Annotated in this window: 18 protein-coding genes, 1 tRNA gene and 4 pseudogenes; 12 read left to right on the forward strand and 11 right to left on the reverse strand. The window is 69.2% G+C overall.

Annotated features, from left to right (window positions below; genetic code table 11):
- Positions 1–63 precede the first annotated feature (63 nt).
- Both QUE79_RS13375 and QUE79_RS13380 read left to right on the forward strand, forming a co-directional pair.
- Positions 64–243 (forward strand): annotated as a pseudogene (locus QUE79_RS13375) (PAC2 family protein); the annotation flags it as partial.
- A gap of 143 nt (positions 244–386) precedes the next feature.
- Complete coding sequence (locus QUE79_RS13380; protein WP_286346721.1) at positions 387–983, forward strand: proteasome assembly chaperone family protein; 597 nt, start codon at positions 387–389, stop codon at positions 981–983.
- Between the two features lie 6 nt (positions 984–989).
- Here the strand turns inward: QUE79_RS13380 and QUE79_RS13385 are convergent, their stop codons facing one another.
- Genes QUE79_RS13385 through QUE79_RS13400 form a run of 4 tightly spaced genes read right to left on the reverse strand, consistent with a single transcriptional unit; the run spans position 990 to position 4999 of the window.
- Positions 990–1565 (reverse strand): P-loop NTPase family protein, encoded by a 576-nt coding sequence (locus QUE79_RS13385; protein ID WP_286343543.1) that lies wholly within the window; start codon positions 1563–1565, stop codon positions 990–992.
- A 9-nt stretch (positions 1566–1574) separates the two neighbouring features.
- Positions 1575–2822 (reverse strand): cysteine--1-D-myo-inosityl 2-amino-2-deoxy-alpha-D-glucopyranoside ligase, encoded by a 1248-nt coding sequence (gene mshC / locus QUE79_RS13390; RefSeq protein ID WP_350271706.1) that lies wholly within the window; start codon positions 2820–2822, stop codon positions 1575–1577.
- A gap of 7 nt (positions 2823–2829) precedes the next feature.
- Positions 2830–3672: an undecaprenyl-diphosphate phosphatase gene (locus QUE79_RS13395; RefSeq protein WP_286343544.1), complete on the reverse strand. Its 843-nt coding sequence runs from the start codon at positions 3670–3672 to the stop codon at positions 2830–2832.
- 16 nt (positions 3673–3688) lie between these two features.
- On the reverse strand, positions 3689–4999 hold the full coding sequence (locus QUE79_RS13400; protein WP_286343545.1) for a M20/M25/M40 family metallo-hydrolase: 1311 nt from the start codon (positions 4997–4999) through the stop codon (positions 3689–3691).
- A 152-nt stretch (positions 5000–5151) separates the two neighbouring features.
- Here QUE79_RS13400 and QUE79_RS13405 point away from each other — a divergent pair.
- The 9 genes and pseudogenes from QUE79_RS13405 to QUE79_RS13450 all read left to right on the forward strand — a co-directional run bounded on the left by QUE79_RS13405 (position 5152) and on the right by QUE79_RS13450 (position 14200).
- Positions 5152–5236: transfer RNA gene (locus tag QUE79_RS13405), tRNA-Leu, on the forward strand.
- A 236-nt stretch (positions 5237–5472) separates the two neighbouring features.
- Positions 5473–6450: an aldo/keto reductase gene (locus QUE79_RS13410; protein WP_286343546.1), complete on the forward strand. Its 978-nt coding sequence runs from the start codon at positions 5473–5475 to the stop codon at positions 6448–6450.
- Positions 6451–6540: 90 nt separating this feature from the next.
- On the forward strand, positions 6541–6822 hold the full coding sequence (locus tag QUE79_RS13415; RefSeq protein ID WP_286343547.1) for a hypothetical protein: 282 nt from the start codon (positions 6541–6543) through the stop codon (positions 6820–6822).
- Between the two features lie 110 nt (positions 6823–6932).
- Positions 6933–8257: pseudogene (locus tag QUE79_RS13425) on the forward strand (NAD(P)/FAD-dependent oxidoreductase).
- 812 nt (positions 8258–9069) lie between these two features.
- Positions 9070–10628 (forward strand): annotated as a pseudogene (locus QUE79_RS13430) (sugar transferase).
- Positions 10628–11827, forward strand: a complete 1200-nt coding sequence (locus QUE79_RS13435; protein ID WP_286343548.1) for a glycosyltransferase family 4 protein — start codon at positions 10628–10630, stop codon at positions 11825–11827. Before QUE79_RS13430 ends, QUE79_RS13435 begins: the two are co-directional and overlap by 1 nt.
- Positions 11824–12609: a CDP-alcohol phosphatidyltransferase family protein gene (locus QUE79_RS13440; RefSeq protein WP_286343549.1), complete on the forward strand. Its 786-nt coding sequence runs from the start codon at positions 11824–11826 to the stop codon at positions 12607–12609. The genes QUE79_RS13435 and QUE79_RS13440 overlap by 4 nt, the downstream gene beginning before the upstream one ends.
- Entirely contained in the window at positions 12606–13733 is a 1128-nt protein-coding gene (locus QUE79_RS13445; protein ID WP_286343550.1) for a P-loop NTPase family protein, read from the forward strand. Before QUE79_RS13440 ends, QUE79_RS13445 begins: the two co-directional genes overlap by 4 nt.
- The gene (locus tag QUE79_RS13450) at positions 13730–14200 is read left to right on the forward strand and encodes an FAD synthase family protein (protein WP_286343551.1); all 471 of its coding nucleotides are present in this window, start codon (positions 13730–13732) and stop codon (positions 14198–14200) included. Before QUE79_RS13445 ends, QUE79_RS13450 begins: the two co-directional genes overlap by 4 nt.
- Before the next feature lie 186 nt (positions 14201–14386).
- Here the strand turns inward: QUE79_RS13450 and QUE79_RS13455 are convergent, their stop codons facing one another.
- The 5 genes from QUE79_RS13455 to QUE79_RS13475 all read right to left on the reverse strand — a co-directional run bounded on the left by QUE79_RS13455 (position 14387) and on the right by QUE79_RS13475 (position 19832).
- On the reverse strand, positions 14387–14743 hold the full coding sequence (locus tag QUE79_RS13455) for a hypothetical protein (protein WP_286343552.1): 357 nt from the start codon (positions 14741–14743) through the stop codon (positions 14387–14389).
- Between the two features lie 114 nt (positions 14744–14857).
- Positions 14858–15067 carry a hypothetical protein gene (locus QUE79_RS13460; protein WP_286343553.1) on the reverse strand — a complete coding sequence of 70 codons (210 nt, stop codon included), beginning with the start codon at positions 15065–15067 and terminating at the stop codon, positions 14858–14860.
- 126 nt (positions 15068–15193) lie between these two features.
- Positions 15194–16972, reverse strand: a complete 1779-nt coding sequence (locus QUE79_RS13465; RefSeq protein WP_286346722.1) for a DEAD/DEAH box helicase — start codon at positions 16970–16972, stop codon at positions 15194–15196.
- A gap of 92 nt (positions 16973–17064) precedes the next feature.
- Entirely contained in the window at positions 17065–18351 is a 1287-nt protein-coding gene (gene dinB, locus QUE79_RS13470) for a DNA polymerase IV (protein ID WP_286343554.1), read from the reverse strand.
- A 302-nt stretch (positions 18352–18653) separates the two neighbouring features.
- Positions 18654–19832, reverse strand: coding sequence for an acyl-CoA dehydrogenase family protein (locus QUE79_RS13475; RefSeq protein ID WP_286343555.1), 1179 nt, complete (start codon positions 19830–19832; stop codon positions 18654–18656).
- Positions 19833–19854: 22 nt separating this feature from the next.
- Here QUE79_RS13475 and QUE79_RS13480 point away from each other — a divergent pair.
- Positions 19855–20684: pseudogene (locus QUE79_RS13480) on the forward strand (SGNH/GDSL hydrolase family protein).
- Here the strand turns inward: QUE79_RS13480 and QUE79_RS13485 are convergent.
- On the reverse strand, positions 20659–21894 hold the full coding sequence (locus QUE79_RS13485) for a D-alanyl-D-alanine carboxypeptidase family protein (protein WP_286343556.1): 1236 nt from the start codon (positions 21892–21894) through the stop codon (positions 20659–20661). The pseudogene QUE79_RS13480 and the gene QUE79_RS13485 sit on opposite strands and share 26 nt — an antisense overlap.
- Entirely contained in the window at positions 21891–22733 is an 843-nt protein-coding gene (locus QUE79_RS13490) for a TrmH family RNA methyltransferase (RefSeq protein ID WP_286343557.1), read from the reverse strand. The genes QUE79_RS13485 and QUE79_RS13490 overlap by 4 nt, the downstream gene beginning before the upstream one ends.
- Between the last annotated feature and the right edge of the window lie 44 nt (positions 22734–22777).

Raw genomic sequence — 22777 nt, forward strand, 5'->3', positions numbered from 1 at the left:
GGTCTATCGTGGAGGGTCAACGCGCCAGGGACGAACCCGTGCTGTGCGCAGTGAGGATGCCAGGTGTCGCCAACGTCACATTTTGCTGAGGGTCGGCTGCTCGTCGTCGCGTTCGAGGGCTGGAACGACGCGGGTGAAGCGGCGAGCAACGTCGCGCGCGCCCTCGTCGACTCCCTCGACATGACGACCCTCGCCGAGCTCGACGGCGAGGCGTACATCGACTTCCAGTTCAACCGACCCCAGGCCGCGCACGACGAGGAGGGGAACTCGACTCTGATCTGGCCGCGGATCCTCCTGCACGGCACGCCGGCCGTGGCGTCTCCCGTGACCGGCATCGACGGTTCGATCGAGACTTCCGACTCCCCGCCGACGGCGGTCTGCTGGTCCTGCTCGGCGCAGAGCCGTCGCGCAGCTGGCGCAGCTTCGCCGCCGAGATCGTCGACCTCGCCGACGTCCACGACGTCACCGGCGTCGTCTTCGTCGGAGCCATGCTCGCCGACGTCCCGCACACGCGTCCGATCTCGATCTACGTCGGCAGCGAGAACCCCGACGTCCGGGCCGAGTTCACGGTGGAGCGGAGCAGCTACGAGGGCCCGGTCGGCATCCTCTCGGTTCTCTCCGAGGCGCTCGAGGCCGCTGGCGTCCCGACCCTGTCCATCTGGGCCTCCGTCCCCCACTACGTGCACAACGCCCCGTCGCCGAAGGCTTCGCTGGCCATCCTCGAGAAGGTCGAGGAGATCACCGGTGTGTCCATTCCTCGAGGCGACCTCGCCGAAGAGGCCGCGGCCTGGGAGAGTGGGATCGACGCGCTCGCCGCGGAGGACGACGACATGGCCGGATACATCGAGCAGCTCGAACAGGCACGCGACACCGTCGACTCCCCCGAGGCATCGGGCGAGGCGATCGCTCAGGAGTTCGAGCGCTACCTCCGCAAGCGAGACGGCAAATCGGGCGACGACCCGTGGCGTCCGCCGTCCGCCTGAGTGGCGCTACACGTCGCGGGAGTCGGCGCGGTGGGTGCCCGCCGCGAAGATGAACTGCTCCACCTCGCGGGGTGAGCGGAGGCGAACCGCCTGCAGACGCGGATACTCGGCCGCCACCAGCTCGGGGAGGTCACGCAGCTTGTTGCGGCTGCGGATCGACCAGCGCACGATGTGGTCCGGGTCGGTGAAGAAACCCGTCAGAGGGCCCTCGACGTTGTCGTTCCAGAGTCGCTCCCGACGGAGGCGCCTGCGGACGGTCCGGCCGACCACGCGGCGGAGGACGATCCGGTACGGAAGATCGAGCCACACGAGAGTGTCGGCGCGTTCGAGGAGCAGGGGTCGAACGGCGGTGTACTGCCATTCGCTGACCCAGCGCTCTGTCTGCGTCAGAGCGTCGACGTCGGCGACGAAAGTCTCACGCTCGGTCCAGTCGGGGCCGTGGAAAAGGGAGTCGAGTTCGGTGTACGGAAGCTGCAGGATCCGCGACAGACGCCTGGCCAGCGTCGACTTCCCGGCGCCGGAGACGCCTGCGATCACCACTCGACGGGGTGGGTGCGGCAGTGGATCGAGGGGCCTGAGCATCCTGCCAGTCTAGGATCGCGCGCTGGTGCTCCGGCGGAGGTCGATCCCGAGCAGCGCGTCGACGGCGTCGAGGTCGACGGAGGTGGGAGCACCGCCCGAACGGGCGGCCCGCTCGACGGCGGCGACGGCCTCGGGCGTGTCGAGGTCGTCGGCGAGGGCGGCTCGTAGCTCGGCCAGCAGAGCCGTCTCGCCGGAACCGTCGACAGCGACTCCGGCCCACTCGACCCAGTGCGTGAGCCGGGCGATGGCGGCGAAGACGTCGTCGTCGAACCACTCCCAGTCGCTGCGGTAGTGATGGGTGAGCAGCGCGAGGCGGATCGCTCGCGGGTCGACCTCCTCGGCCACCAGTTCGGAGACCTTCACCAGGTTGCCGAGCGATTTCGACATCTTCTCGCCGCGGTACGCGACCATGCCGCCGTGAGCGTAGTGGGAGGCGAACGTCTCGCCCGTGAGCGCCGTCCCGTGCCCGGCGCTCATCTCGTGGTGCGGAAAGATCAGATCGGACCCGCCGCCGTTGACCGAGACGGGTCTGCCGAGGTGCTGCAGGGCGATGACCGTGCACTCGATGTGCCAACCGGGGCGCCCTTCCCCGACGGCGGACGGCCAGGACGGCTCGTCGGAGCGAGCCGAGCGCCAGAGCAGCGGATCGAGTTCGCTCCGTTTGCCGATGCGCTCCGGATCGCCACCGCGCTCGGTGAAGAACCCCAGCATGCTCGCCGCGTCGAGACGGCTCTCGATGCCGAGGTGCCAGGAGGTCGACCCCGCTGCCGCCTCGACGTCGAAGTAGACGTCGTCGCCCACGTCGGAGTCGGGAGTCTCGACGCGGTAGGCGAACCCGGTGTCGAGAAGAGTCGCCACGGCGTCGCCGATCGGGGCGATGACATCGGTCACGGCCACGAAGTGATCGGGTGGGATCACGCGCAGGTGCTGCATGTCGGAGCGGAACAGGTCGGTCTGGGAGGCGGCGAGCTCACGCCAGTCGACCCCGGTGTCTCGGGCGCGCTCGAGCAGCGGATCGTCGACGTCGGTGGTGTTCTGGGCGTAGACGACCTCGACACCCGCGTCGCGCCAGACGCGACCGAGCGTGTCGAACGCGAGATACGTGGCGGCGTGACCGAGATGCGTGGCGTCGTACGGCGTGATGCCGCAGACGTAGAGCTGGCCGCCCACGGTCGCGCGAGCCGCGCCCGACGCGGTGTCGAACAGGATCGGAACGGGGCTCGTTCCCGGGAGGGAGGAATGGCTGGAGCGGTCCAGGACCGCATCAGCCGATCACCCCGGCGCCGAGGAGCACGAAGAGGACGACGCCGAGCACGATGCGGTAGACGACGAACGGGAGGAACGTGCGCTTCGAGATGTAGTTCATGAAGAACGCGATCACCACGAACCCGACGACGAAGGCCACGACCGTCGCCGCGATCGTGTCGGGCCAGGAGAACGGGTTGTGGGCGCTGTCGTGGACCGCCTGGTACGCCTCGAACAAGCCCGACCCGAAGACGGCCGGGATGGCGAGCAGGAAGGAGAAGCGGGCGGCGGCAGGGCGCGAATAGCCGAGGGCGAGACCGGCGGACGTGGTCGCGCCGGAGCGCGAGACCCCGGGGATCAAGGCGAGGACCTGCGCGATCCCGATCGCGATGCCATGGCCCCAGGTCATCTTCTCGAACGGGCGGGTCTTGCGGCCGAGGATGTCGGCAGCCGCCAGGATCAGGCCGAAGACGATCAGCACGGAGGCGAGCAACCACAGCGACCGGAACTCGTTCGCGATGAACTTCTGGGTCAGCACGCCGACGATGACGATCGGAAACGTGCCGATGATCACCAGCCAGCCCATCCTGACGTCGGGATCTTTGCGGTCGAACCGACCGAACAGCGCCAGGAACCAGCGCGAGACGATCCTCGAGACGTCCTTCCAGAAGTAGATCAGCACCGCCAGCTCGGTGCCGAGCTGGATGATCGCGGTGAACGCGGCACCCGGGTCGAACTCTTTGCCCGCGGGGTGCGGGAAGAAGAGCGCGACGAGCCGGATGTGACCGCTCGAGGAGATGGGCAGGAACTCCGTCAAGCCTTGGACGAGGCCGAGAAGGAGCGCCTGGAGGAAGTGTTCCACGTGCGGATGTCGCCTCTCAGTACGTGCTCAGGAGGTCGCGAAGCACGCGACTGCCAAATGTTAGTGCCTCGAGAGGAACCCGCTCGTCGACGCCGTGGAACATCGCCGGGAAATCCATCTCTTCGGGCAGGCGCAACGGAGCGAATCCGTAGCCCTTGATGCCGAGCAGACTCAGCGCCTTGTTGTCGGTGCCGCCGCTGAGCAGATACGGCAGGACCGGCGCCCCTGGATCGTGACGGTCGAGAGTGGACACGATCGAGTCGACCAACGGGCCGCCGAACTCCGTCTCGAGACCGATATCGGTGTGCATCGTCACGATCTCGATGTCGTCGCCGATCAGACTCTGCACCTGGGCCAGGACATTGTCCTCCTGACCGGGCATGCACCGGATGTCGATCAGGGCCTCCGCCGTGTCGGGCACGACGTTGTGCTTGTAACCGGCGTCGAGGACGGTCGGGTTCGTCGTCACACGCAGACTGCCCCGGATGAATCCCGACGCGGTACCCGTCTTGAGGACCAGGTCGTCGGGGCTCGTGCGCTCGGGATCGACGTCGAGGATGCGAGCGACCTCGCGCAACAGCCCCCGGGTCGTGCCGGTCAATTCGACCGGCCACTCCTGGCGACCCAGGATCGCGACGGCCTCCGCCAGACGCGTGACCGCATTGTTCTTGATCATCTGCGAACCGTGACCGGCGGTACCCCGCGCGATCAGCTTGATCCAGATCAACGCCTTCTCACCGGTCTGCAAGAGATAGGCGCGCTTGCCCTCGATGAACGTCGAATACCCACCGACCTCGCTGATGGCCTCGCCCATGCCGTCGAAGACCTCCGGGTGATTCTTGACCAGGAAGTGCGACCCGAGAACGCCTCCGGCCTCCTCGTCGGCCAAGAACCCCACGACGAGATCGCGCGCCGGACGCTCGCCGGCGCGAAGCAGATCGCCGATCGACGTCAGCATCATGGCGTCCATGTTCTTCATGTCGACCGCGCCGCGCCCCCACAGCATGCCGTCTCTGACGACTCCGCCGAACGGATCGACCGACCAGTTCGCAGGATCCGCGGGAACCACGTCGAGATGACCGTGCACGACGAGCCCCGGCTTCGAACGATCATGCCCCTCGACCCGGGCGAGCACGCTGTGCCGACCGGGCTCCGACTCGAACATCTGCGGGACGAGTCCCAGCCCTTCGAGCTTCGCCGCCACGTACTCGGCCGCATCCGTCTCGCCATTGGACTTGCCGTTGCCGTAATTGGTCGTGTCGAAGCGGATGAGGTCGCGCGCGATCAGCGCGGTCTCGTCCAGGGTGCCCTCGTCGAGTTCCGTCATGCCACCACGCTACCGGGCGCGAAGACCCACCCGCTGCGCCCGCACGGCCCGTGACGCCAGGCGGCCAGGTGGAAGCCGCTGTAAAAACCGTGGCCGCAGTCGTGCTAATGTCATCGAGGCGGAAACGCTGCAACAAGAGCAACACAAACACCTGTCCGGGTGGCGGAAATGGCAGACGCGCTAGCTTGAGGTGCTAGTGCCCTAACGGGCGTGGGGGTTCAAGTCCCCTTCGGACACAGAAAATGGGTTGTTCATGCCCCGTCTCCCTTCGAGAGGCGGGGCATCCCCTTTTCTTCGCGTCGTTGGGCCACCTCCGGCGGCATGCGGCCGAGGGCGGCGGCGGTGGGTGGGCCCGCCAGGCCCGGGAGTGCGGGGTGGCGCGAGCTCGCTGCGCTCGCCGCGAGGGCGCGCCGTGGCGCAGGGCTGTTCAGGGCACGGGGACAGCGGGAGCGAGGGGTCGTAGTGTCAGAAGCATGGACTATGTGCGACTCGGAAACAGCGGCCTCGAGATCTCGGCGATCACCCTCGGCATGATGAGCTACGGCGACGCGTCTCGCGGCGGTCACCAGTGGAGCCTCCCGGAGGAGGAGGCGCGCCCGTTCATCAAGAAGGCGCTCGAGCAGGGCATCACGACCTTCGACACGGCGAACGTGTACAGCATGGGCTCGAGCGAGGAGATCACCGGGCGGGCGCTCGGCGACTTCGCGAAGCGCGACGAGGTCGTCATCGCGACGAAGTTGAACGGCCGGATGCGGCCGGGGCCCAACGGGGCCGGGCTGTCGCGCCTCGCGGTGATGACCGAGGTCGACAACAGTCTGCGTCGCCTCGGCACCGACTACATCGACCTCTACCAGATCCACCGCTTCGACCTGCTCACCCCGGTCGAGGAGACGATGGAGGCGCTGCACGACGTCGTGAAATCGGGCAAGGTCCGGTACATCGGGGCCTCGTCGATGTGGGCGTGGCAGTTCGCGAAGATGCAGTACACCGCCGACCTCGGCGGCTGGACCCGCTTCGTGTCGATGCAGGACCAGTACAGCCTCATCCAGCGGGAGGAGGAGCGCGAGATGCTGCCGTTCTGCCTCGACCAGGGCGTCGGCGTCCTGCCCTGGAGCCCCCTCGCCCGAGGCAAGCTGACTCGGGACTGGGACGAGAAGACGACGCGCAGCGAGAGCGACGCGTTCGGCAAGACGCTCTACAAGCAGCAGGAGGACGGTGACCGTCGGATCACCGAGGCCGTCAAGACCGTGGCCGAGGCCCGCGGCGTCTCGCGCGCCCAGATCGCCCTGGCCTGGGTGCGCCAGCAGGAGGCCGTGTCCTCGCCCATCGTCGGCGCGACCAAGCCGCACCACCTCGACGACGCCGTCGCCAGCGTCGACATCACCCTGACGCCCGAAGAGCTCGACACCCTCGAGTCGCCGTACGTGTCGCGCACGCCGGAGGGCTTCTGAGGAGCGGGTACCCGAACCGGTCGACCGGGTGCATAGTGGAGCCACCACGGTGGGCGACGGTGCCCGCCGGACGACGAACGGGAGCCGATCGTGAGCGACGAGAAAGCGTCGGACGACAGTCAGACCGAACACAACCAGGCGCAGGCTGCCCAGACCGGCCAGAAGCAGACCGACGCCGCAGCGGACACTCCGCTCAACGGCGGTGAGCACACGGAGTCGGGCAGCTACACGAACACCAACGAGCAGGGCGTCGACTACGACGGGGCATTCACCGACAGCGACATCCCCGAGGAGGGCGTCAAGCCGGGCGAGACCGAGGTCGACAAGGCCGGTTTCGAGGGCGGCTACACCGAGAGCGATCGGCCCGCCTGACCCGCCCCGGCCATCGGCCCGGCGATCTGGACAACACCTGTCTTACATCCGTCCGGGCCGTTCGGCGCGCGTGGAGCAAAGAGGCCCGAGTCCGGAGTAGCGTCTCAGTCATGACAACACGAATCGTTATTCTGGGTGGTGGTTCGGCGGGTCTCCACACCGCGCTCGCTCTGCAGAAGAAACGCCCGCCGCAGAGCGCGAGCATCACGGTGATCGACCCGAGCCCATACATGACCTATCAGCCCTTCCTCCCGGAGGTGGTCGGAGGTCACATCGACCCGAAAGACGTCACCGTCCCGCTCCGCAAGACGCTGCGCCGGTCGAAGTTCATCCAGGGAGCGATGACGGGCATCGACACGAACGCGAAGAAGGTCAGCGTCGCCCATGTCGACGGCAAGACCTCGGAGGTCGCCTACGACCACCTCGTCGTAGCGCTCGGTGCCGTCACCCGCACCTTCCCCACCCCGGCCTCGCCGAGAACGCGGTCGGATTCAAGAGCGTCGAAGAAGCCACGTACGTGCGCAACCGGGTCCTCGGCAACATCGAGAAGGCCGCGTCGACCAGCGATCCGGCCGAGCGGGCCAAGCTCCTCACGATCCTGTTCGTCGGTGGCGGCTACACCGGCGTCGAGGCCCTCGGCGAACTGAACGACGCCGCCAATGCGGCCGTCGACCAGTATCCGGTCCTGTCCCGTCACGAGCTCCGTTTCGTCCTCGTCGAGGCGCTCGACCGTGTCGCGCCCGAGGTCGGCCCGGAGCTGTCCAAATGGACCCTCGGCGCCCTGCGCGCACGCGGAATCGACATCCGTCTGAAGACGACGATGCCGTCCTGTGAGAACGGCGACTGCGTCCTCAGCGACGGCGAGACCATCCCGGCCGGCACCATCGTCTGGACCGCCGGCGTCAAGCCGAACCCCGCGCTCGACGCGACCGACCTCCCGCGCGGGCCGAAGGGTCACGTGAACGCCAACGCCAAGCTCGAGGTCGTGACCGACGCCGGCAAGCGCGTCGACGGCGTGTGGGCCCTCGGCGACAACGCCCAGGTCCCCGACCTCACCGCGGCCAAGCAGCCTGCCTACTACCCGCCGAACGCCCAGAACGCCGTGCGCCAGGCCGTGACGGTCGCCGACAACATCCTGGCCTCCATGGCGGGCGAGCCCCTGGCGGAGTACCGCCACGAGTCGGTCGGCACCGTCGCCAGCTACGGCATCGGCAAGGGCGCCGCCCTGATCCAGGGGATCCACCTGAAGAACCTGCTCGCCTGGCTGGCACACCGCGGCTACCACCTGCTCGCGATGCCGACCTACACGCGCAAGTGGCGCATCCTGACCGGATGGGTCACCAACTTCGTGTCCGGCCGCGACGAGACCACCCTCGAGAACATGAGCGACCCGCGCGCCTCGTTCGTGGCCCTCGCCGGAGGCGTCAAGAAGTAGTCGCACGACGCGTCGACAGGCCCCCGTCGCTGCGGTGACGGGGGCCTTTCGCTGTCTTTCCGGCGGGTTGCCGACGGGTGAACGGCGGGTCGACGCGACATTCGCCCGAGATCACCCGCCTCACCCGTTCGAACCGATCGGGGTACAACGCGTGCGGTCATTCGGGGGGACGCCGGCGAGCCGCTCTCGCCGCGAAGGCCTGCCTCGGGTTCGCCGCGACGACCCGTGATCCTGCCCCCGTTCGGGGGCGATCCGCACGGGGCCGGGCGTCACGCGGTTGCGTTCCGTCAATCCGACGGGTGCTTCGGAAGCCCCTCGGCGACGGACGTCGCCCACCCGGTCGGCGCGGCTCGGTCACTCACCCGTTCCGGCACTCACTCACCCGCTGCGCCGCCACCGGCCGGGGGTGTCGAGTCCCCCGAAATGGGGTCATGACCGAGACGTGTCGAATGGCATAGCTTCACTGCATACGCACTAGACAGTGCGGTAGCGATCACACCCGAATCAACGGTCGCAGCACCACCCGAATCACAGGTCACACCCGAAACCTTCCCGAACGTCGACTCCGCCTCCGAGCCCGAGACCAGCCGTACCCGACGGCCCCTCACAGGATCAGAAAACGCAGTCGTCACCCGAGCGTCCGCCCGAAACCCGAAATTCCGGACGACGCTCGAAACCCCGGCATCGAGTCGTACCCGAATCACGACTCGGTGCAGAAGCACCGCCTACCCGAACCCGAGATCCATGCTTACCCTGCTCCTTTCCCGTACGCCTTTGCGTACCCACGGCCGCCCCGAATCGGTCGTGGAATCATGACCGGCCTGAGTCGCGACGTCGGTGAGAACCGGCGCGTCGCCTGGCCGCAGTCAGCGCGCCCGACGGCCGCGGGATGGACGGACCTCGGCGAACGGGTGGGCGGTGCCGAAACGGGCGCCGGCTGGGCCATTCGCTACCGTCGTCGCCTCCTCGCCTCCGACGCGGCCATCATCGCCGTCTCCGTGGTCGTGGCAGCCTTCGTGGAGGCCGTCCGCGACGGTCTCGACAAGACCGCCGCCGGCATCGCGGGGGCTCACCCGCAGCCGCTCCTCGAGACCCTCGGCTACCCGATCGGCATCGGGCTCCTCTGGGCCCTCTGCCTGGCATTCCAGCGCACGAGAGACCTGTCCGTCGTGGGTACCGGTGCCGCCGAGTACAAGCGCGTCCTCAACGCCACCATCCTCACGTTCACGCTCATCGCGCTGATCATCTCGATCACCGGGCACGAGAGCATGCGCGCCTACTTCTTCGTCGCGCTCCCCGGCGGTGCCCTGGGCCTCATCGGCTCCCGCTACGCGCTCCGGCGCTGGCTGCTCCGTCAGCGCCGCCTGGGCAACTTCCTGTCGCGCGCCATCGTCGTCGGCTCTCGCGCCGACGTCCGCTACGTCATCGACCGCATCGACGAGAAGCCCGGCGCCCTCTACGACGTCGTCGGTGCCGTGGTGGACGACGACGACCCGTCCGGCATCTCGATCGGCGCTCGCCTGGTCCCCATCGTGGCCGGTCTCGACGACGTCTCCCGCGCCGTCTGGAAGATGAACGTCGAGAGCGTCATCGTCGCCGGTGACCCCCGGCACGGCACCGACTACGTCCGCGACCTGGGTTGGAGCCTCGAGGGCCGGGCCACCGAACTCGTGATCGCCTCCCGACTGGCGAACATCGCCGGACCCCGCATCCACTTCCGTCCCGTGGAGGGCCTGCCGCTCATGCACGTCGAGCTGCCGCAGTTCGACGGGCCCAAGCACGTCATGAAGCGCGCCACCGACGTCGCCCTGTCGGGTCTCGGGATCCTGCTGCTGCTGCCCCTGATGGCGGTCATCGCCCTGATCATCCGCTCGGAGGGCGACGGCCCCGTGCTGTTCCGTCAGGAGCGTGTGGGCCGCGACGGCCAGCGCTTCACGATGCTGAAGTTCCGCACGATGGTCGTCGACGCCGAAGCGCGACTCGCCGAGCTCGAGGCGCACTCCGAGGGGGCCGGCCTCCTTTTCAAGATGAAGCAGGATCCCCGCGTCACCCGCATCGGTCGTGTGCTGCGGAAGTACTCGCTCGACGAGATCCCCCAGCTGTTCAACATCTTCGGCGGGACGATGAGCATCGTCGGGCCGCGCCCGCCGCTCCCCGCGAGGTCGACGGCTACGCCGACCACGTCCACCGCCGCCTGTACATCAAGCCGGGGCTGACCGGCATGTGGCAGGTGAACGGGCGCAGCGATCTCAGCTGGGAGGAGAGCGTCCGGCTCGACCTCTACTACGTCGAGAACTGGTCGATGACCGTCGACTTCGTCCTCATGTGGCGGACGGTCAAAGTGATTCTGCGGCCGGAGGGGGCCTACTGATGCCGGAGACAGCATTCCATCAGGACTCGTTCGCACCCGGGCTCCGTCGCGGAGGGCGACGGGGTCGGGTGCTCGTCATCCATTCCTCCGACGAGATGTACGGATCGGACCGCATCGTGCTCGAGGTGGTGGCCGAACTCGTCGCCTCCGACGGGCTCGACGTCACCGTGTGGCTGCCGAGCGACGTGGCACCCGGGCAGCTCGGCCCGCTGCTGCGCGATCTCGGGGCTCGGGTCGAGCGGCACCCGCTGCCGATCCTGCGTCGGTTGAAGCTCACCCCTGGCGGTTTCCTCCGCCTCGGTCGTGACGCCGCGAAGACTTTGGCGCGCCTGCGCGGCAAGCACTTCGACCTCGTCTATCTGGCCACCAGCGCCTGCCTGCCCGTCGCTCCCCTCGCCAGAATGGCCGGGATCCGACGGGTGGTCGGGCACCTCCAAGAACCATGGGGAAGGAAGGACCGGGTAGGTCTTCGTCCCCTGGCACGCGCGTGCACTGCCCTCGTGGCGGTCTCGCGCTCGGTCCTCGGCGCGTCGGGTCTCGCCGAGGACCCGCGGGCGGTGGTGGTTCACAACGGTGTTCCCCACCGCTCGCGTGATCTTCCCGAGGCCGCGCCCGAGCACGGTCGGCCCCACTACGTCGTGGCGAGCCGCTGGAACCCCCACAAGGGCCACGGAACGCTGCTCGAGGCGTGGGACAGGGCAGGATGCCCCGGCGAGCTCGTGATCCTCGGCGCCGCGCCCGCCGCGGGCCTCGGTGTCGACGTGCCGGCTCTCGTCGCACGGCACGTCTCGAAACCCGAGACGGTCTTCGTCGTCGGTGAAGTCGAGGACTCCACTCCGTATCTGCAGGCGGCGGACGCCGTCGTCCTGCCGACGGACACCCTGGAGGGCTTCGGCCTCGTCACCGTCGAGGCCTTCAGCGAAGGCCGCCCGGTCATCGCGAGCCGTTCCGGCGGCCCGGAAGAGGTCATCGCCGACGGCGAGACGGGCTGGCTGTTCGACTGCCGTGACGTCGACGCGCTCGCGTCGCTGTTCCGGTCGCTCGACGTACCCACCCTGGCCGCGGCCGGCAGGCGGGCCGAGAAGGTCTACCAGGACGAATTCACCCCGGAGAGGATGCGCCGCCGGATCGGCGCCGTCGTCGACCAGGAACTCCAGCGCACCCGGCGCGGCACAGCAGGATTGGCGGTGGCCTCGTGAACGGCTCCTCAGGTGGCGAGACCTACGCGCAGTCGCTGGCGCGGCTGTCGACCGCGCAGAAAGGTTCGAGCGGCGCCCCGGCGTACTCGCGCTTCATCAACCGCCGGCTCGGTCGTTACTTCGCCGCAGCGGCCTACCAGCTCGGCATGACGCCGAACCAGGTGACGGCCGTCAGCGCCCTGTTCACGTTCGCGGGGATCGCGGTCATCGCGTTCGTGCCGACGTCGATCTGGTCGGCCGTCGCGGTGGTGCTGCTGCTCGTGATCGGCTACGCCCTCGACTCGGCCGACGGCCAGTTGGCACGCCTTCGCGGCGGCGGAAGCTCCGCCGGCGAATGGCTCGACCACGTGATCGACGCCACCAAGATCGGCGTCCTGCACCTCTCCGTCTACTACAACTGGCTGCGGGAGCCCGACGGGCGGCACGCCGTGCTCGGCATCCCGTTGGCCTACGAGGTCGTGGCGGCGATCGCGTTCTTCGCCATCGTGCTCACCGACCAGCTCCGCCGCGCCCAGCACGTCCGCACCGGGATCCCCACCCGAGGCAGCCGCCGGACCAGCGCCCTGTACTCGCTGGCGGTCGTCCCCACCGACTACGGGCTGATGTGCCTCGCGTTCATCCTGCTCGCCTGGCCGGTCGGCTTCACCGTCATCTACATCGCGTTCTTCGCGGCCAACACGCTCTACCTCCTCCTCGCGCTACCGAAGTGGTTCCGCGAGCTCAAGGGACTCGGCGAGCTCCCGGACGCGGTCGCCCAGGTCTCGTCCGAGGTGGCTCCGTGACGGCTCCCGGTCGCGACCGCACCGGCTTCTTCGACCTCGTCACGCAGTTGCGCAGCCGGTGGGCCGTGGTGGTCGGGGGCGGTCTTCTCGGCCTGGTCGTCGGCGTCGCGACCTCGCAGGCCGGAGGAGGACTCTCGGACGGGGCGTCCACGCCGTCGGTGTCCCTGCTGATCCTGCTCGTCGCCGTTCTCAGCGGAGTCGTCGTCGGATTCCTGGCCGGTCTCGCGCTGGTCCACCTGCAGCCCCGCGTCACGACGGCCGACGACGTCCGCCGTGTCACGGGGCTCCCCGTCGTCGCGCAGTTGCCGTCCTCGGCGGTCGATGCCGACGATCTGGAGGATCGGGTCACCTCCAGGCGGATGCGGACGTCTCTGCGCGAAGCGGTGATGAACACGCGGTCGCTCGCCGGTGGCGTGCTCCCCACCCGTCTGGTCGTGGCGCGAACCGACAGCGCCGCGGAATCGACCGGCGTCGACGGCGGCCTCGCGCGCGCCCTCGTGGAGAGCGGTTTCGTGCCGGCCCTCGTGCAGACGGACTTCGAGTCGCGGATGCTCGTGCGGCCGTCCACCGTCGACTTCCCGGGCGGCGCGACCTTCTCCGACGGTCTCGCGGGCGACGACGGCCTGTCGCGGCCCGACGGAGCCGGCTACCAGCGGATCTCCGTGCCCGACCGGGTTGCCTCGTCGCGACCTCGCACGCGACTGTCCGAGGTGGAGAACCTCCTCGGGGTGCTGGGCGATCGATACGACGTGTCCGTCGCGCAGGCGGCCAGCAACTCGTTCCCGGTACCGCTTCGCGGTCTGGCGCCCGCCGCCGACGCCGTTCTTCTGGTCGTGCGCTCCAACCGCACCACGGTGGAATCGCTCCTGTCGCTGTACGGAGAGCTCCTCAGCATCGGGGTGGAGCCGCTCGGCGTCGTGATGACGAGCGTGGCTCCGCGCCATCGCGTGCTCCTGCGCCGCACCTGGGTGCCGTCCGACTTCCGGCAAGCCCCCACCGCAGCTGTGGTCGCCTCCCCCGTTTCCTCTGCGACACCGTCGTCGGCACGGTCGGGTTTCTCGATCGCCGACCTCGCCGGCTCCGTCAGCACCCCTTCGGCCGCACCTCGAAAGGATCAGCAATGACCACCGAACGCCGTGTCGGCTACGCAGCCGGCGCCTACGACCTCTTCCACATCGGTCACCTGAACCTGCTTCGCCACGCGAAGTCGCAGTGCGACTACCTCATCGCGGGAGTCGTGGCCGATGAGATGCTCGAACTCAACAAGAAGATCTCTCCGATGGTGCCGCTCGCGGAGCGTCTCGAGATCGTGTCCCACATCGACTTCGTCGACCGCGCGTACGCGGAGACCGTGCCCGACAAGATGGACGTGTGGCGCGAACTCCGGTTCGACGTCTTCTTCAAGGGCGACGACTGGCGCGGCACCGAGAAGGGCCTCCGACTCGAGCGCGAGTTCGCCGAGGTCGGGGTCGAGGTCGTCTACTTCCCCTACACGATGTCGACCTCGAGTACCGTTCTGCGGCGTGCCGTGGCTGCGCTCGACGCGTACGACAGCGACGCGGCCCGCCTCTCCTCCACAGGCGGCGAATAAGAGCGCAGGATCACGCGGACTGTGGAGAGCATCGGCGCGCCCCGGCGTCCTGCCGCACGATCGTCGCATGACTCTTGTAACCGATCGTGAATCCGCCCAGCCGACCCCCGACGCCTCGGCGTCCTGCGTCCAGAGCTCTCTGCTGTCTCCTGCGAGCCTCGGGCTCGCCGACGACTCCGTCCCCGCCTACGACCCGCACACCCGGCTGACGGCCCGCGCCGACCTCGACCGCCGCATCGTGGGCCTGCTCCCCCGCGCCATCGTCCGGCAGCTCTGGCTGCTCCTGTTCGACGCCGACGACATCCAGATGCCCGCCATGATCCCCATCGGCGATCTCCCCTGCGGCACGGCGAGGCCGACGGCGAGGGGCTCTCCGAGCTCCTCGGCGCCCTCGACCGCGAATTCGGCGTCGCGAGCTACGTCTTCGTCCTCGAGCGCCCGGGCCCAGCCGACCCGACCTCCGACGACCTCCACTGGCTCACCCATCTTCTGGGCGTCGCCGATGGGCGGCCGTTCAGCGTCCGCGCCGTCTACCTGTGCCACGACTCGGGGGTCTCGGCCTTCGAGCGGGCGGAGGCGCCCGCGGGGTGAAGGGCGGGGGTGCCGTGTGAGCTCGTGGTCAGGTGGAGGATGCGCGCGGTGCGGAGTGCCCGACGATCAGGCGTCGGGGGTGGTGTCGCGGTGGCGCCACCAGGCGGTCTCCGCGTGGTGGGCTGAGGTGTACACCCCGAGGTTCCGCCGTTCCGACTCGATCAGCGACCAGCTGGTCAGCTTGAAGCCGCGCGCGAAGGCCTCGACGAGCGCCTCGGGAGGTGAGTCGTCGCTGGCGCGCACCAGCCAGGTCAGAGGTCCGGTCTCGTCGAGCATCCTGCCACTGTAAGACCCCGGCGGGCGCTCCCGGTGCCGGCGTCTTGCGGCGGCGTCTCGCGGCGGCGTCTTGCGGCGTCCTACGGCGGGCTCTTGGGGCGGAGGACGGCCTGCGACCCGACGTGCTTACTTGCGGTTGCCGATGCGACCGCGAAGGACGTCGATTCGCTTCTGGATCTGCTCGGTGCTGGCCTGCGCGACGGAGGGGCCGCCGCTGATGCGACGGAGGTCGGCGTGGATGAGGCCGTGCGGCTCGTTGGAGTGACGCGACCAGATGGAGACCAGGCGGCTCAGCTCCTGCCGCTGCTCCTTGATGGTCTGATAGAGCGGGCGCGGTGTCTCGGCCTGTGTCGGGAGTCCGGTCTTGGGCGCGCGTTTGGCGCGGCCCGCCTGGGTGGCCTGGCGCTGGCGAAGCAGGTCGCGCACCTGGTCGGGTTCGAGGAGCCCCGGAATGCCGATGAAATCGAGTTCTTCGAGGCTACCGATCTCACCGCCGGTGCCGAACTCGCCGCCGTCGTAGAGCACGCGGTCGAAGGAGGCCTGGGCGTCGAGAGCCTCGAAGGGCTGCTGTTCGAGGAGGCTGGAGGCCTTCTCCTCGCGGTTGGCCTCGGCGACCATCGCGTCTTCTTCCGGGGTGAAGAGGCCGTCGTCGGCGTTGGTCGGACGGTCGAGGGCGTGGTCGCGCTCGAGTTCGAGCTGGCCGGCGAGGGCCATGAGGCCGGGAACGCTCGGCAAGAAGATCGATGCGGTCTCGCCGCGCCGACGCGCTCGGACGAAACGGCCGACGGCCTGCGCGAAGAACAGGGGCGTGGAGGCACTGGTGGCGTAGACGCCCACAGCGAGACGCGGGACGTCGACACCCTCCGACACCATGCGCACGGCGACCATCCAGCGGGACTCGCCCGCCGAGAACGCGGCGATCCGGTCGCTGGCCGCCTTCTCGTCGGAGAGCACGACGGTCGGGCGTTCGCCGGTGAGCTTCATCAGGATGGCTGCGTAGGCGCGGGCAGCCGTGTGGTCGGTTGCGATGACGAGGCCACCGGCGTCGGAAACGCCGCGACGAACCTCGGTGAGCCGCTTGTCGGCGGCCGAGAGGACGGCCGCGATCCAGTCGCCCTGCGGAGAGAGCGCGGTGCGCCAGGCCTGGGCCGTGATGTCTTTCGTGACGGCCTCGCCGAGCGTGGCGCTCATCTCGTCGCCCATGCGCGTTCGCCAGCGCATCTGGCCGGCGTAGGCCATGAACAGGACGGGCCGGACGACGCCGTCGGCGAGAGCGCGACCGTATCCGTAGGAGTAATCGGACTGCGACGTGCGGATGCCGTGCTCGTCGGGTGCGTATTCGACGAACGGGATCGGAGCGGTGTCGGATCGGAACGGGGTTCCCGTCAGAGAGAGCCGACGCGTCGCACGGCCGAAGGCCTCGCGGATGCCGTCGCCCCACGTCAGAGCGTCGCCGCCGTGGTGGACCTCGTCGAGGATGACCAGTGTGCGCCCGGCTTCGGTGAGTGCCTTGTGCACCTCAGGCTTCATACCGACCTGGGCGTACGTGATCGCGACACCGTGATAGTGCCGACCGAATGTGACGTCGCCGTTCTTGAACATCGGATCGAGCCGCAGGTTCACGCGGTCGGCGGCGTCGGCCCACTGGCGCTTGAGGTGCTCTGTAGGGGCCACCACGACGACGCGGTCGATCTCGCCTCGGGAGAGCAGCTCGGTCGCCAGGCGGAGCGCGAAGGTGGTCTTGCCCGCGCCCGGGGTCGCAGCCGCCAGGAAATCGCGAGGGGAGGTGGCGAAGTACTTCTCGAGGGCTTCCGCCTGCCAGGCGCGGAGCTTGCCGGCGGTGCCCCAGGCAGCCCGCTCGGGGAAGGCGGGTGACAGGTGCTCTGCGGCCGAGTTGCCCGCGATCGCGCCGATTTCGAGTTCGGTTTCTGAGGCCGGAGAAGGGTTCTCGGGCTCGGGAGGAAGGAAGCGTTGGCGATACTCACTGGACCCCGAGTTTACTCGGCACCGAGCGGACGACCCGACACGTCGGCATCGGGTCGCGCGTTGCGCGACACCCGTTTGGTCGACCCGCCGAGGAGACTCGCGGACGTGACGCTGCCGGGCCCGAAGCGGGCCCGCAGGGCGTCCATCGTCGTCTCGGCCTCGCGCCAGTCGGCGTCGTCGTCCCACAGCCCGACGGCACCGGAGGATTCGCCGGCGAAGGTCAGCTGCTCCATCCGTACGCCGACGAGCCGGATCGGAGTGAGGACCTTCCCGGACGTCTCGTAGACGCCTCGGACCTCTTCGAAGATGCGGCGCCCGAGGTCGGTCGGCTCGCCCAGGGTCTTGGAGCGGGTGATCGTCTCGAAATCACCGAAGCGGAGCTTGAGGACGACGGTGCGGCCGGTGGCGCCGGCGGCCCGCAGGCGGCGCCCGACCTGGTCGCTGAGCCGGAAGAGCTCGCGGCGGATGCGGTCGGCGTCTCGGACGTCGGTCTCGAAGGTGACCTCGTGCCCGACGCTCTTCTCGTCGGCCCGAGTGGTCACCTCGCGAGGGTCGCGGCCCCAGGCGAGCGCGTGGATCTTGGCGCCGCCGGCTGCGCCGACAGCTCGCTGCAGCGTGTCGAGCGGTGTGTTCGCAACGTCTCCGATGGTGTTCAGACCGTAACCGCGCAGGGTCTCTTCTGTGCGACCGCCGACGCCCCAGAGATTGCCGATCGGGCGCGGGTGCAGGAACGCGAGGGTCGACGCCTCGGGGACGATGAGAAGACCGTCGGGTTTCGCGACGCTGGACGCCAGCTTCGCGACGAATTTGGTCGAGGCCGCACCCACGCTGCAGTGGAGCCCGGTCTCGGCGTGCACTCGCCGCCGCAGCGCCGTCGCAATCTCGAACGGGGATCCGTACAGGCGGCGCGACCCGCTGACATCGAGGAAGGCTTCGTCGATGCCGAGGCGCTCGACGAGCGGGGTGACGTCGTCGAACATCGACATGACGAGGGACGAGTAGTGCTGGTAGCGCTCGAAGTGAGGCTCGAGGACGATCGCCTGGGGGCATCGCCGCAGCGCCACGGCCATGGGCATGGCGGAGTTGACGCCGAATTTCCGGGCCTCGTAGGTGGCGGCGGTGACGACCGACCGCTGCGACCGGTGCCCCACGACCACGGGGAGGCCCCGGAGGTCGGGACGCTCGAGGAGCTCGACCGAGGCGAAGAAGGCGTCCATGTCGACGTGCAGGATGTTGGCCGTCGCGTCAGCGGTCGGCGTCGTCGTGACCAGGCGCCCGCTGCCGTCCTGCTTGCTCACGCGTTGGCTCGCTCTCGTACGTACAGACTCATGGGCCCCCTCTGAGACATGTTCGCACGCCCCACCGACACTGAGCCCCCGCCCGCCCCTCCCGCCCCGCCCGCCCCGCCCGCCCCGCCCGCCCCGCCCGCCCCGCCCGCCGAAAATCGAAGGGGATTCCTCCGTCCGCGACGATGTACGTGGGATCGAAGGTTGTTCCGCCGAAAATCCCCTTCGATTTCGGGAGGGAGGGAGGGAGGCAGGACGGGAGGGAGGGAGGGAGGGAAGGAAGGAGGGAGGGAGGCGGGCAGGGTGCGACAGAGCTACGAGGAGACCGGCCCCAGCCACCGCGCGGCGACGGTGGCGTGCGCGGAGTCGCTCGACGAGGGATGAAAGCGCCCGGCCATCACGTCTCGAGCGAGCCGCCCCAGTTCGGAGGAGTTCTGGAACGACGCCCCGCCGGCGACCGTGACCGCGCCGTCCACCACCCGTGCCGCCGTGGACGTCGCACGCAGCTTCAACGCCACGAGCCGAGGGAACCAGTCCGCTCCGTGGTCGACGAGGTCGTCGAGATCCTGCGCCAGGGTCTCGATCTGGGGCTCGAGGCCGTCGAGGTCGATCGCGGCGTCGGCCACGCGCCAGCGCACCACCGGGTCGTCGGAGATCGGCTGCCCGGTCCGTCGGGACGTCTTGCCGAGCGATGCGGCGACGGCCAGGTCGAGCGCGCGGCGTGCGATGCCGCGGTAGACGGCCGCGATCAGCGTCTCGAAGGCGGCGAAGATCCCGAACACGAGAGAGTCGCCGCTCGGGCCGACGGGGAGCCGACGGACGATGCGCGACGCCGGCACGATCACGCCGTCGAGCCGCGTGGTGTGACTCTGCGTCGCCCGCATGCCGATGGTGTCCCAGTCGCCGAGCGACGAGTGGCCCGTGGAAGAGCGATGCACGAAGCCGTGCACGACGAGGGGCGACTCGGGATCGGTGTCGTCCCGCCCGAAGACTCCGAGACGGGTCCAGACCGGAGACAGGGAGGTGAAGATCTTGGTGCCCGTGAACGCGTAGCCGCCGTCGGCGACCGGAACGGCGGACGTCACCGAGTCGAAGAGCACCAGGTCGTTGCCCGGCTCGCTGACCCCGAAGGCGAACACTTCGCCGGCCGCCGCATCGTCGAGCACCAGCCGCAGCGAGTCGTCTCCCCGCGCGGCCAGCAGCGCCGCCGTGACCGTCCAGACGAGGTGCATGTTGACCGCCAGCGCCGTCGCCGGGGCGGCGGTGGCGAGCCGGCTCTGCAGGGCCGCGACGTCGCGCACGCCGAGCCCGAGCCCGCCCGCATCGACAGGGACGGCCGCACGCAGGTAGCCGAGCGCGACGAGCTCGTCGAAGTCCTCCTGCGGGAAGGCGTTCGCCGCGTCGAAGGAGGCCGCGCGCGATCGGAAGCGCTCGAGGAGGTCGTCCGAGAGGAGGCGAGCAGGATCGAAGACGGGTCCGGGTGTCGAGGTCACCTCCCCACGGTACGTTGGTTGCATGACTCAAGCCCACCCGTGGTCCCGCTATGTCGCGGTCGGCGACTCGTTCACCGAGGGTATCGGCGACCCCGATCCTGCCTCGTCCGGCGGGTACCGGGGCTGGGCCGATCGGCTGGCCGAGGTCCTCGCGTCCACGACCGATGACTTCGCCTACGCGAACCTCGCGGTGCGCGGGCGGCTCCTCCAACAGATCATCGACGAACAGGCCCAGGCCGCGCTCGATCTGCGCCCCGACCTCATCACGGTGTCGGCAGGCGGCAACGACATCATCCGCCCCGGCACCGATCCCGACGAGGTCGCCTCCCGTTTCGAAGGTCTCGTCGAGACGCTCTCGTCGGACGGCGCGACGGTCGCGATCTTCACCGGCCCCGACATCGGGGCCACGCCGGTGCTGGGGCGCATCCGCGGCAAGGTCGCCATCTACAACGAGAACGTCCACGCCATCGCGCTGCGGAACGACGCGATCGTGGTCGACATGTGGGCCCTTCGCGAGCTGGCCGACAGTCGCATGTGGGCGCCCGACCGCCTGCACTTCTCACCCTCGGGCACCACACGATCGCGCGAGCCGCCCTCGCCTCGCTCGCCGTCGAGAACGAGCTCGTCGACTACGTCCTGCCGGCGGCCGAGCCTCGCCAGTGGCGCGAGGCGCGGCGCGAAGACATGGGCTGGGCGCGCGAGTTCCTCGTGCCGTGGGTGCTCCGCAGGGTCCGCCACCAGTCGTCCGGAGACGGCCGCAGCGCCAAACGGCCCGACGCCGTGTCGGTGATCTACCGGGAGAAGGGCGACAAAGAGGGGTCGGTGGTCAGAACACGAGCGACGGATTCGTGATCCGCCACCAGGCTCCCGGCTCCGTCACGGCGTGGTCGAGGGCCAGCGGCACGGTGATCTTCTTCGATCCGATCGCGACGCGGAGTGTCCCGACCTTCGCCCCCGCGGCCTTCTTCGAGACCGACTGCAGCTTCGGCGCCGCCGTCACCGTGACGTCGCCGTAGACGAGCTCGCTGACGCTCTCGGTCGCCTGTGCGTGCGCCGTCACGCCCCACTTGGTCGCATAGGTCCCGTAGACGTCGCCCTTCGCCACGGCGTCGATCGTCTGGAACCCGGCCTTGACCCCCGCGAGCAGCTTCTGCACGTCGACGTCGAGCGAGTCGTGGTCTTTTCCGCCGAGCATCACGCCGACGACGGTTACCTCGTGGCCGTCGATGTCCTCCTTCGTCGCGAAGAGCAGGCAGGCTCCCGCCTGATCGAGGGTGCCGGTCTTGATACCGACGACGTCGTCGATGCCGAGCAGCTTGTTGGAGTTGTCGACCGTGCCCACCCCGGGGACCGAGATCGACTTCGTCGCGACGATCGACGAGATGTCCTTGTTGGCGAGGGCGAGCTTGCCGAGCGAGACGAGGTCGGTCGCCGTCGAGCGGTTGTTCGGGTTGAGCCCCGTCGGCTCCACCAGCGTCGTGTCGTCGAGGTGGTGGGCGCCGAGCCAGGACTTGACCGCCGTCACGTAGGCGGAGTTCGACCCGAACGCCCAGTTCGCGAGGGCTCCTGCGTAGTTGTTCGCCGACTTGATCAGAGCGACCTGGAGCACCTGGCGCTCGGTCAGGGTCTGGCCGATGTCCATCTGGGCCACCTCGCCGTCCTGCGCGAGATAGGTCGCGTAGAGCGCGTGGTCGGCGGCCGTGAAGGTGATCTTGGGACCGTTGCCGCCGTTCAGCGGCTTCTTGTCGAGGACGACGAGAGCCGTGACGATCTTCGAGATCGAGGCGATCGAGCGCGGTTTGCTGTCGCCGGAGGTCTTCAGGCTGTCGTCGAACCCGACGGCCTCGACGGCGGTGGCGCCGTAGCTCGGGAAGGTCAGGTCGAGTTTCGTCTCGGCCGGGGCCTTGAACGAGGTGACGACCGCCGACGCCGGAGCGATCGGGGCGAGGAGCGTCGCGGGGAAGTAGACCCCCGCGGCCACGAGCAGCGCGAGCAGCGAGAAGAATCCGATGCGGCGCCGAACGTAGTGCGGTCGGTGCGACGCGCGACGCGCCGCGCTCACGCGCCGGCTCCGTCGAGCGGTGCGGGTTCGGCGCGAGGAGGCACCCGCAGCGCCCAGAGCGCCACGGCTGCGGCCGCGGCGACGTTGAGGCTGTCGACACCGTGGAGCATCGGGATCGTCACGACGGTGTCGGCCGCATCGAGAGCGGAATGCGAGAGGCCGTCTCCCTCGGTGCCGAGCAGGAGCGCCACGCGCGAGGGTGCCGCGGCGGCGTACTCGCCGAGGTCGACCGCGTCGTCGCTGAGAGCGAGGGCGGCGATCTCGAAACCCGCTTCGCGCAGGATCACGGCGCCCGCCGGCCAGTCGGGCAACCTGGTCCACGGCACCTGCAGCACGGTCCCCATCGACACGCGTACGCTGCGGCGATACAGCGGGTCGGCCGAGCGAGGCGTGACGAGGACGGCGTCGGCGCCGAGCCCGGCGACGGCGCGGAAGATCGCTCCGACGTTGGTGTGATCGACGATGTCCTCCAGCACGACGACCCGGCGGGCGTCGCGCAGCACGCCGGCGACCGACGGCAGCTCCGGCCGATGCATCGAGGCGAGGGCGCCCCGGTGCAGGTGGTACCCGGTCAGCTGCTCGAGCAGATCGGCCTCCCCCACGAAGATGTCACCGTCGTACTCGGCCACGAGCGGTTCGATGTCGGCCAGCCATTTCTCGGTCAGAAGCACGGAGCGCGGCACGTGGCCCGCGGCCAGCGCCCGCGTGATCACCTTGGACGACTCGGCGATGTAGAGCCCTCCTTCGGGCTCGGACTTCCGCCGCAGGACGACGTCGGTGAGGCGCGAATAGTCGGCGAGTTCGTCGGTGTCGAGGTCGGTGATGCGGGTGATGCGCAAAGCACGCTCCAGAAGGTGGCCCCGCTGAATCGTCAGGAGCCGGA

Origin of the sequence: Frondihabitans sucicola, assembly GCF_030296615.1 — a bacterium.
Taxonomy (GTDB): Bacteria; Actinomycetota; Actinomycetes; order Actinomycetales; family Microbacteriaceae; genus Frondihabitans; species Frondihabitans sucicola.

Bases quoted from the DNA above. Each gene is read 5' to 3' on its own strand.
- QUE79_RS13385 (WP_286343543.1), bottom strand. From the start codon at position 1,565: ATGCTCAGGCCCCTCGATCCACTGCCGCACCCACCCCGTCGAGTGGTG.
- QUE79_RS13400 (WP_286343545.1), bottom strand. From the start codon at position 4,999: ATGACGGAACTCGACGAGGGCACCCTGGACGAGACCGCGCTGATCGCG.
- QUE79_RS13410 (WP_286343546.1), top strand. From the start codon at position 5,473: ATGGACTATGTGCGACTCGGAAACAGCGGCCTCGAGATCTCGGCGATC.
- QUE79_RS13435 (WP_286343548.1), top strand. From the start codon at position 10,628: ATGCCGGAGACAGCATTCCATCAGGACTCGTTCGCACCCGGGCTCCGT.
- QUE79_RS13450 (WP_286343551.1), top strand. From the start codon at position 13,730: ATGACCACCGAACGCCGTGTCGGCTACGCAGCCGGCGCCTACGACCTC.
- QUE79_RS13460 (WP_286343553.1), bottom strand. From the start codon at position 15,067: ATGCTCGACGAGACCGGACCTCTGACCTGGCTGGTGCGCGCCAGCGAC.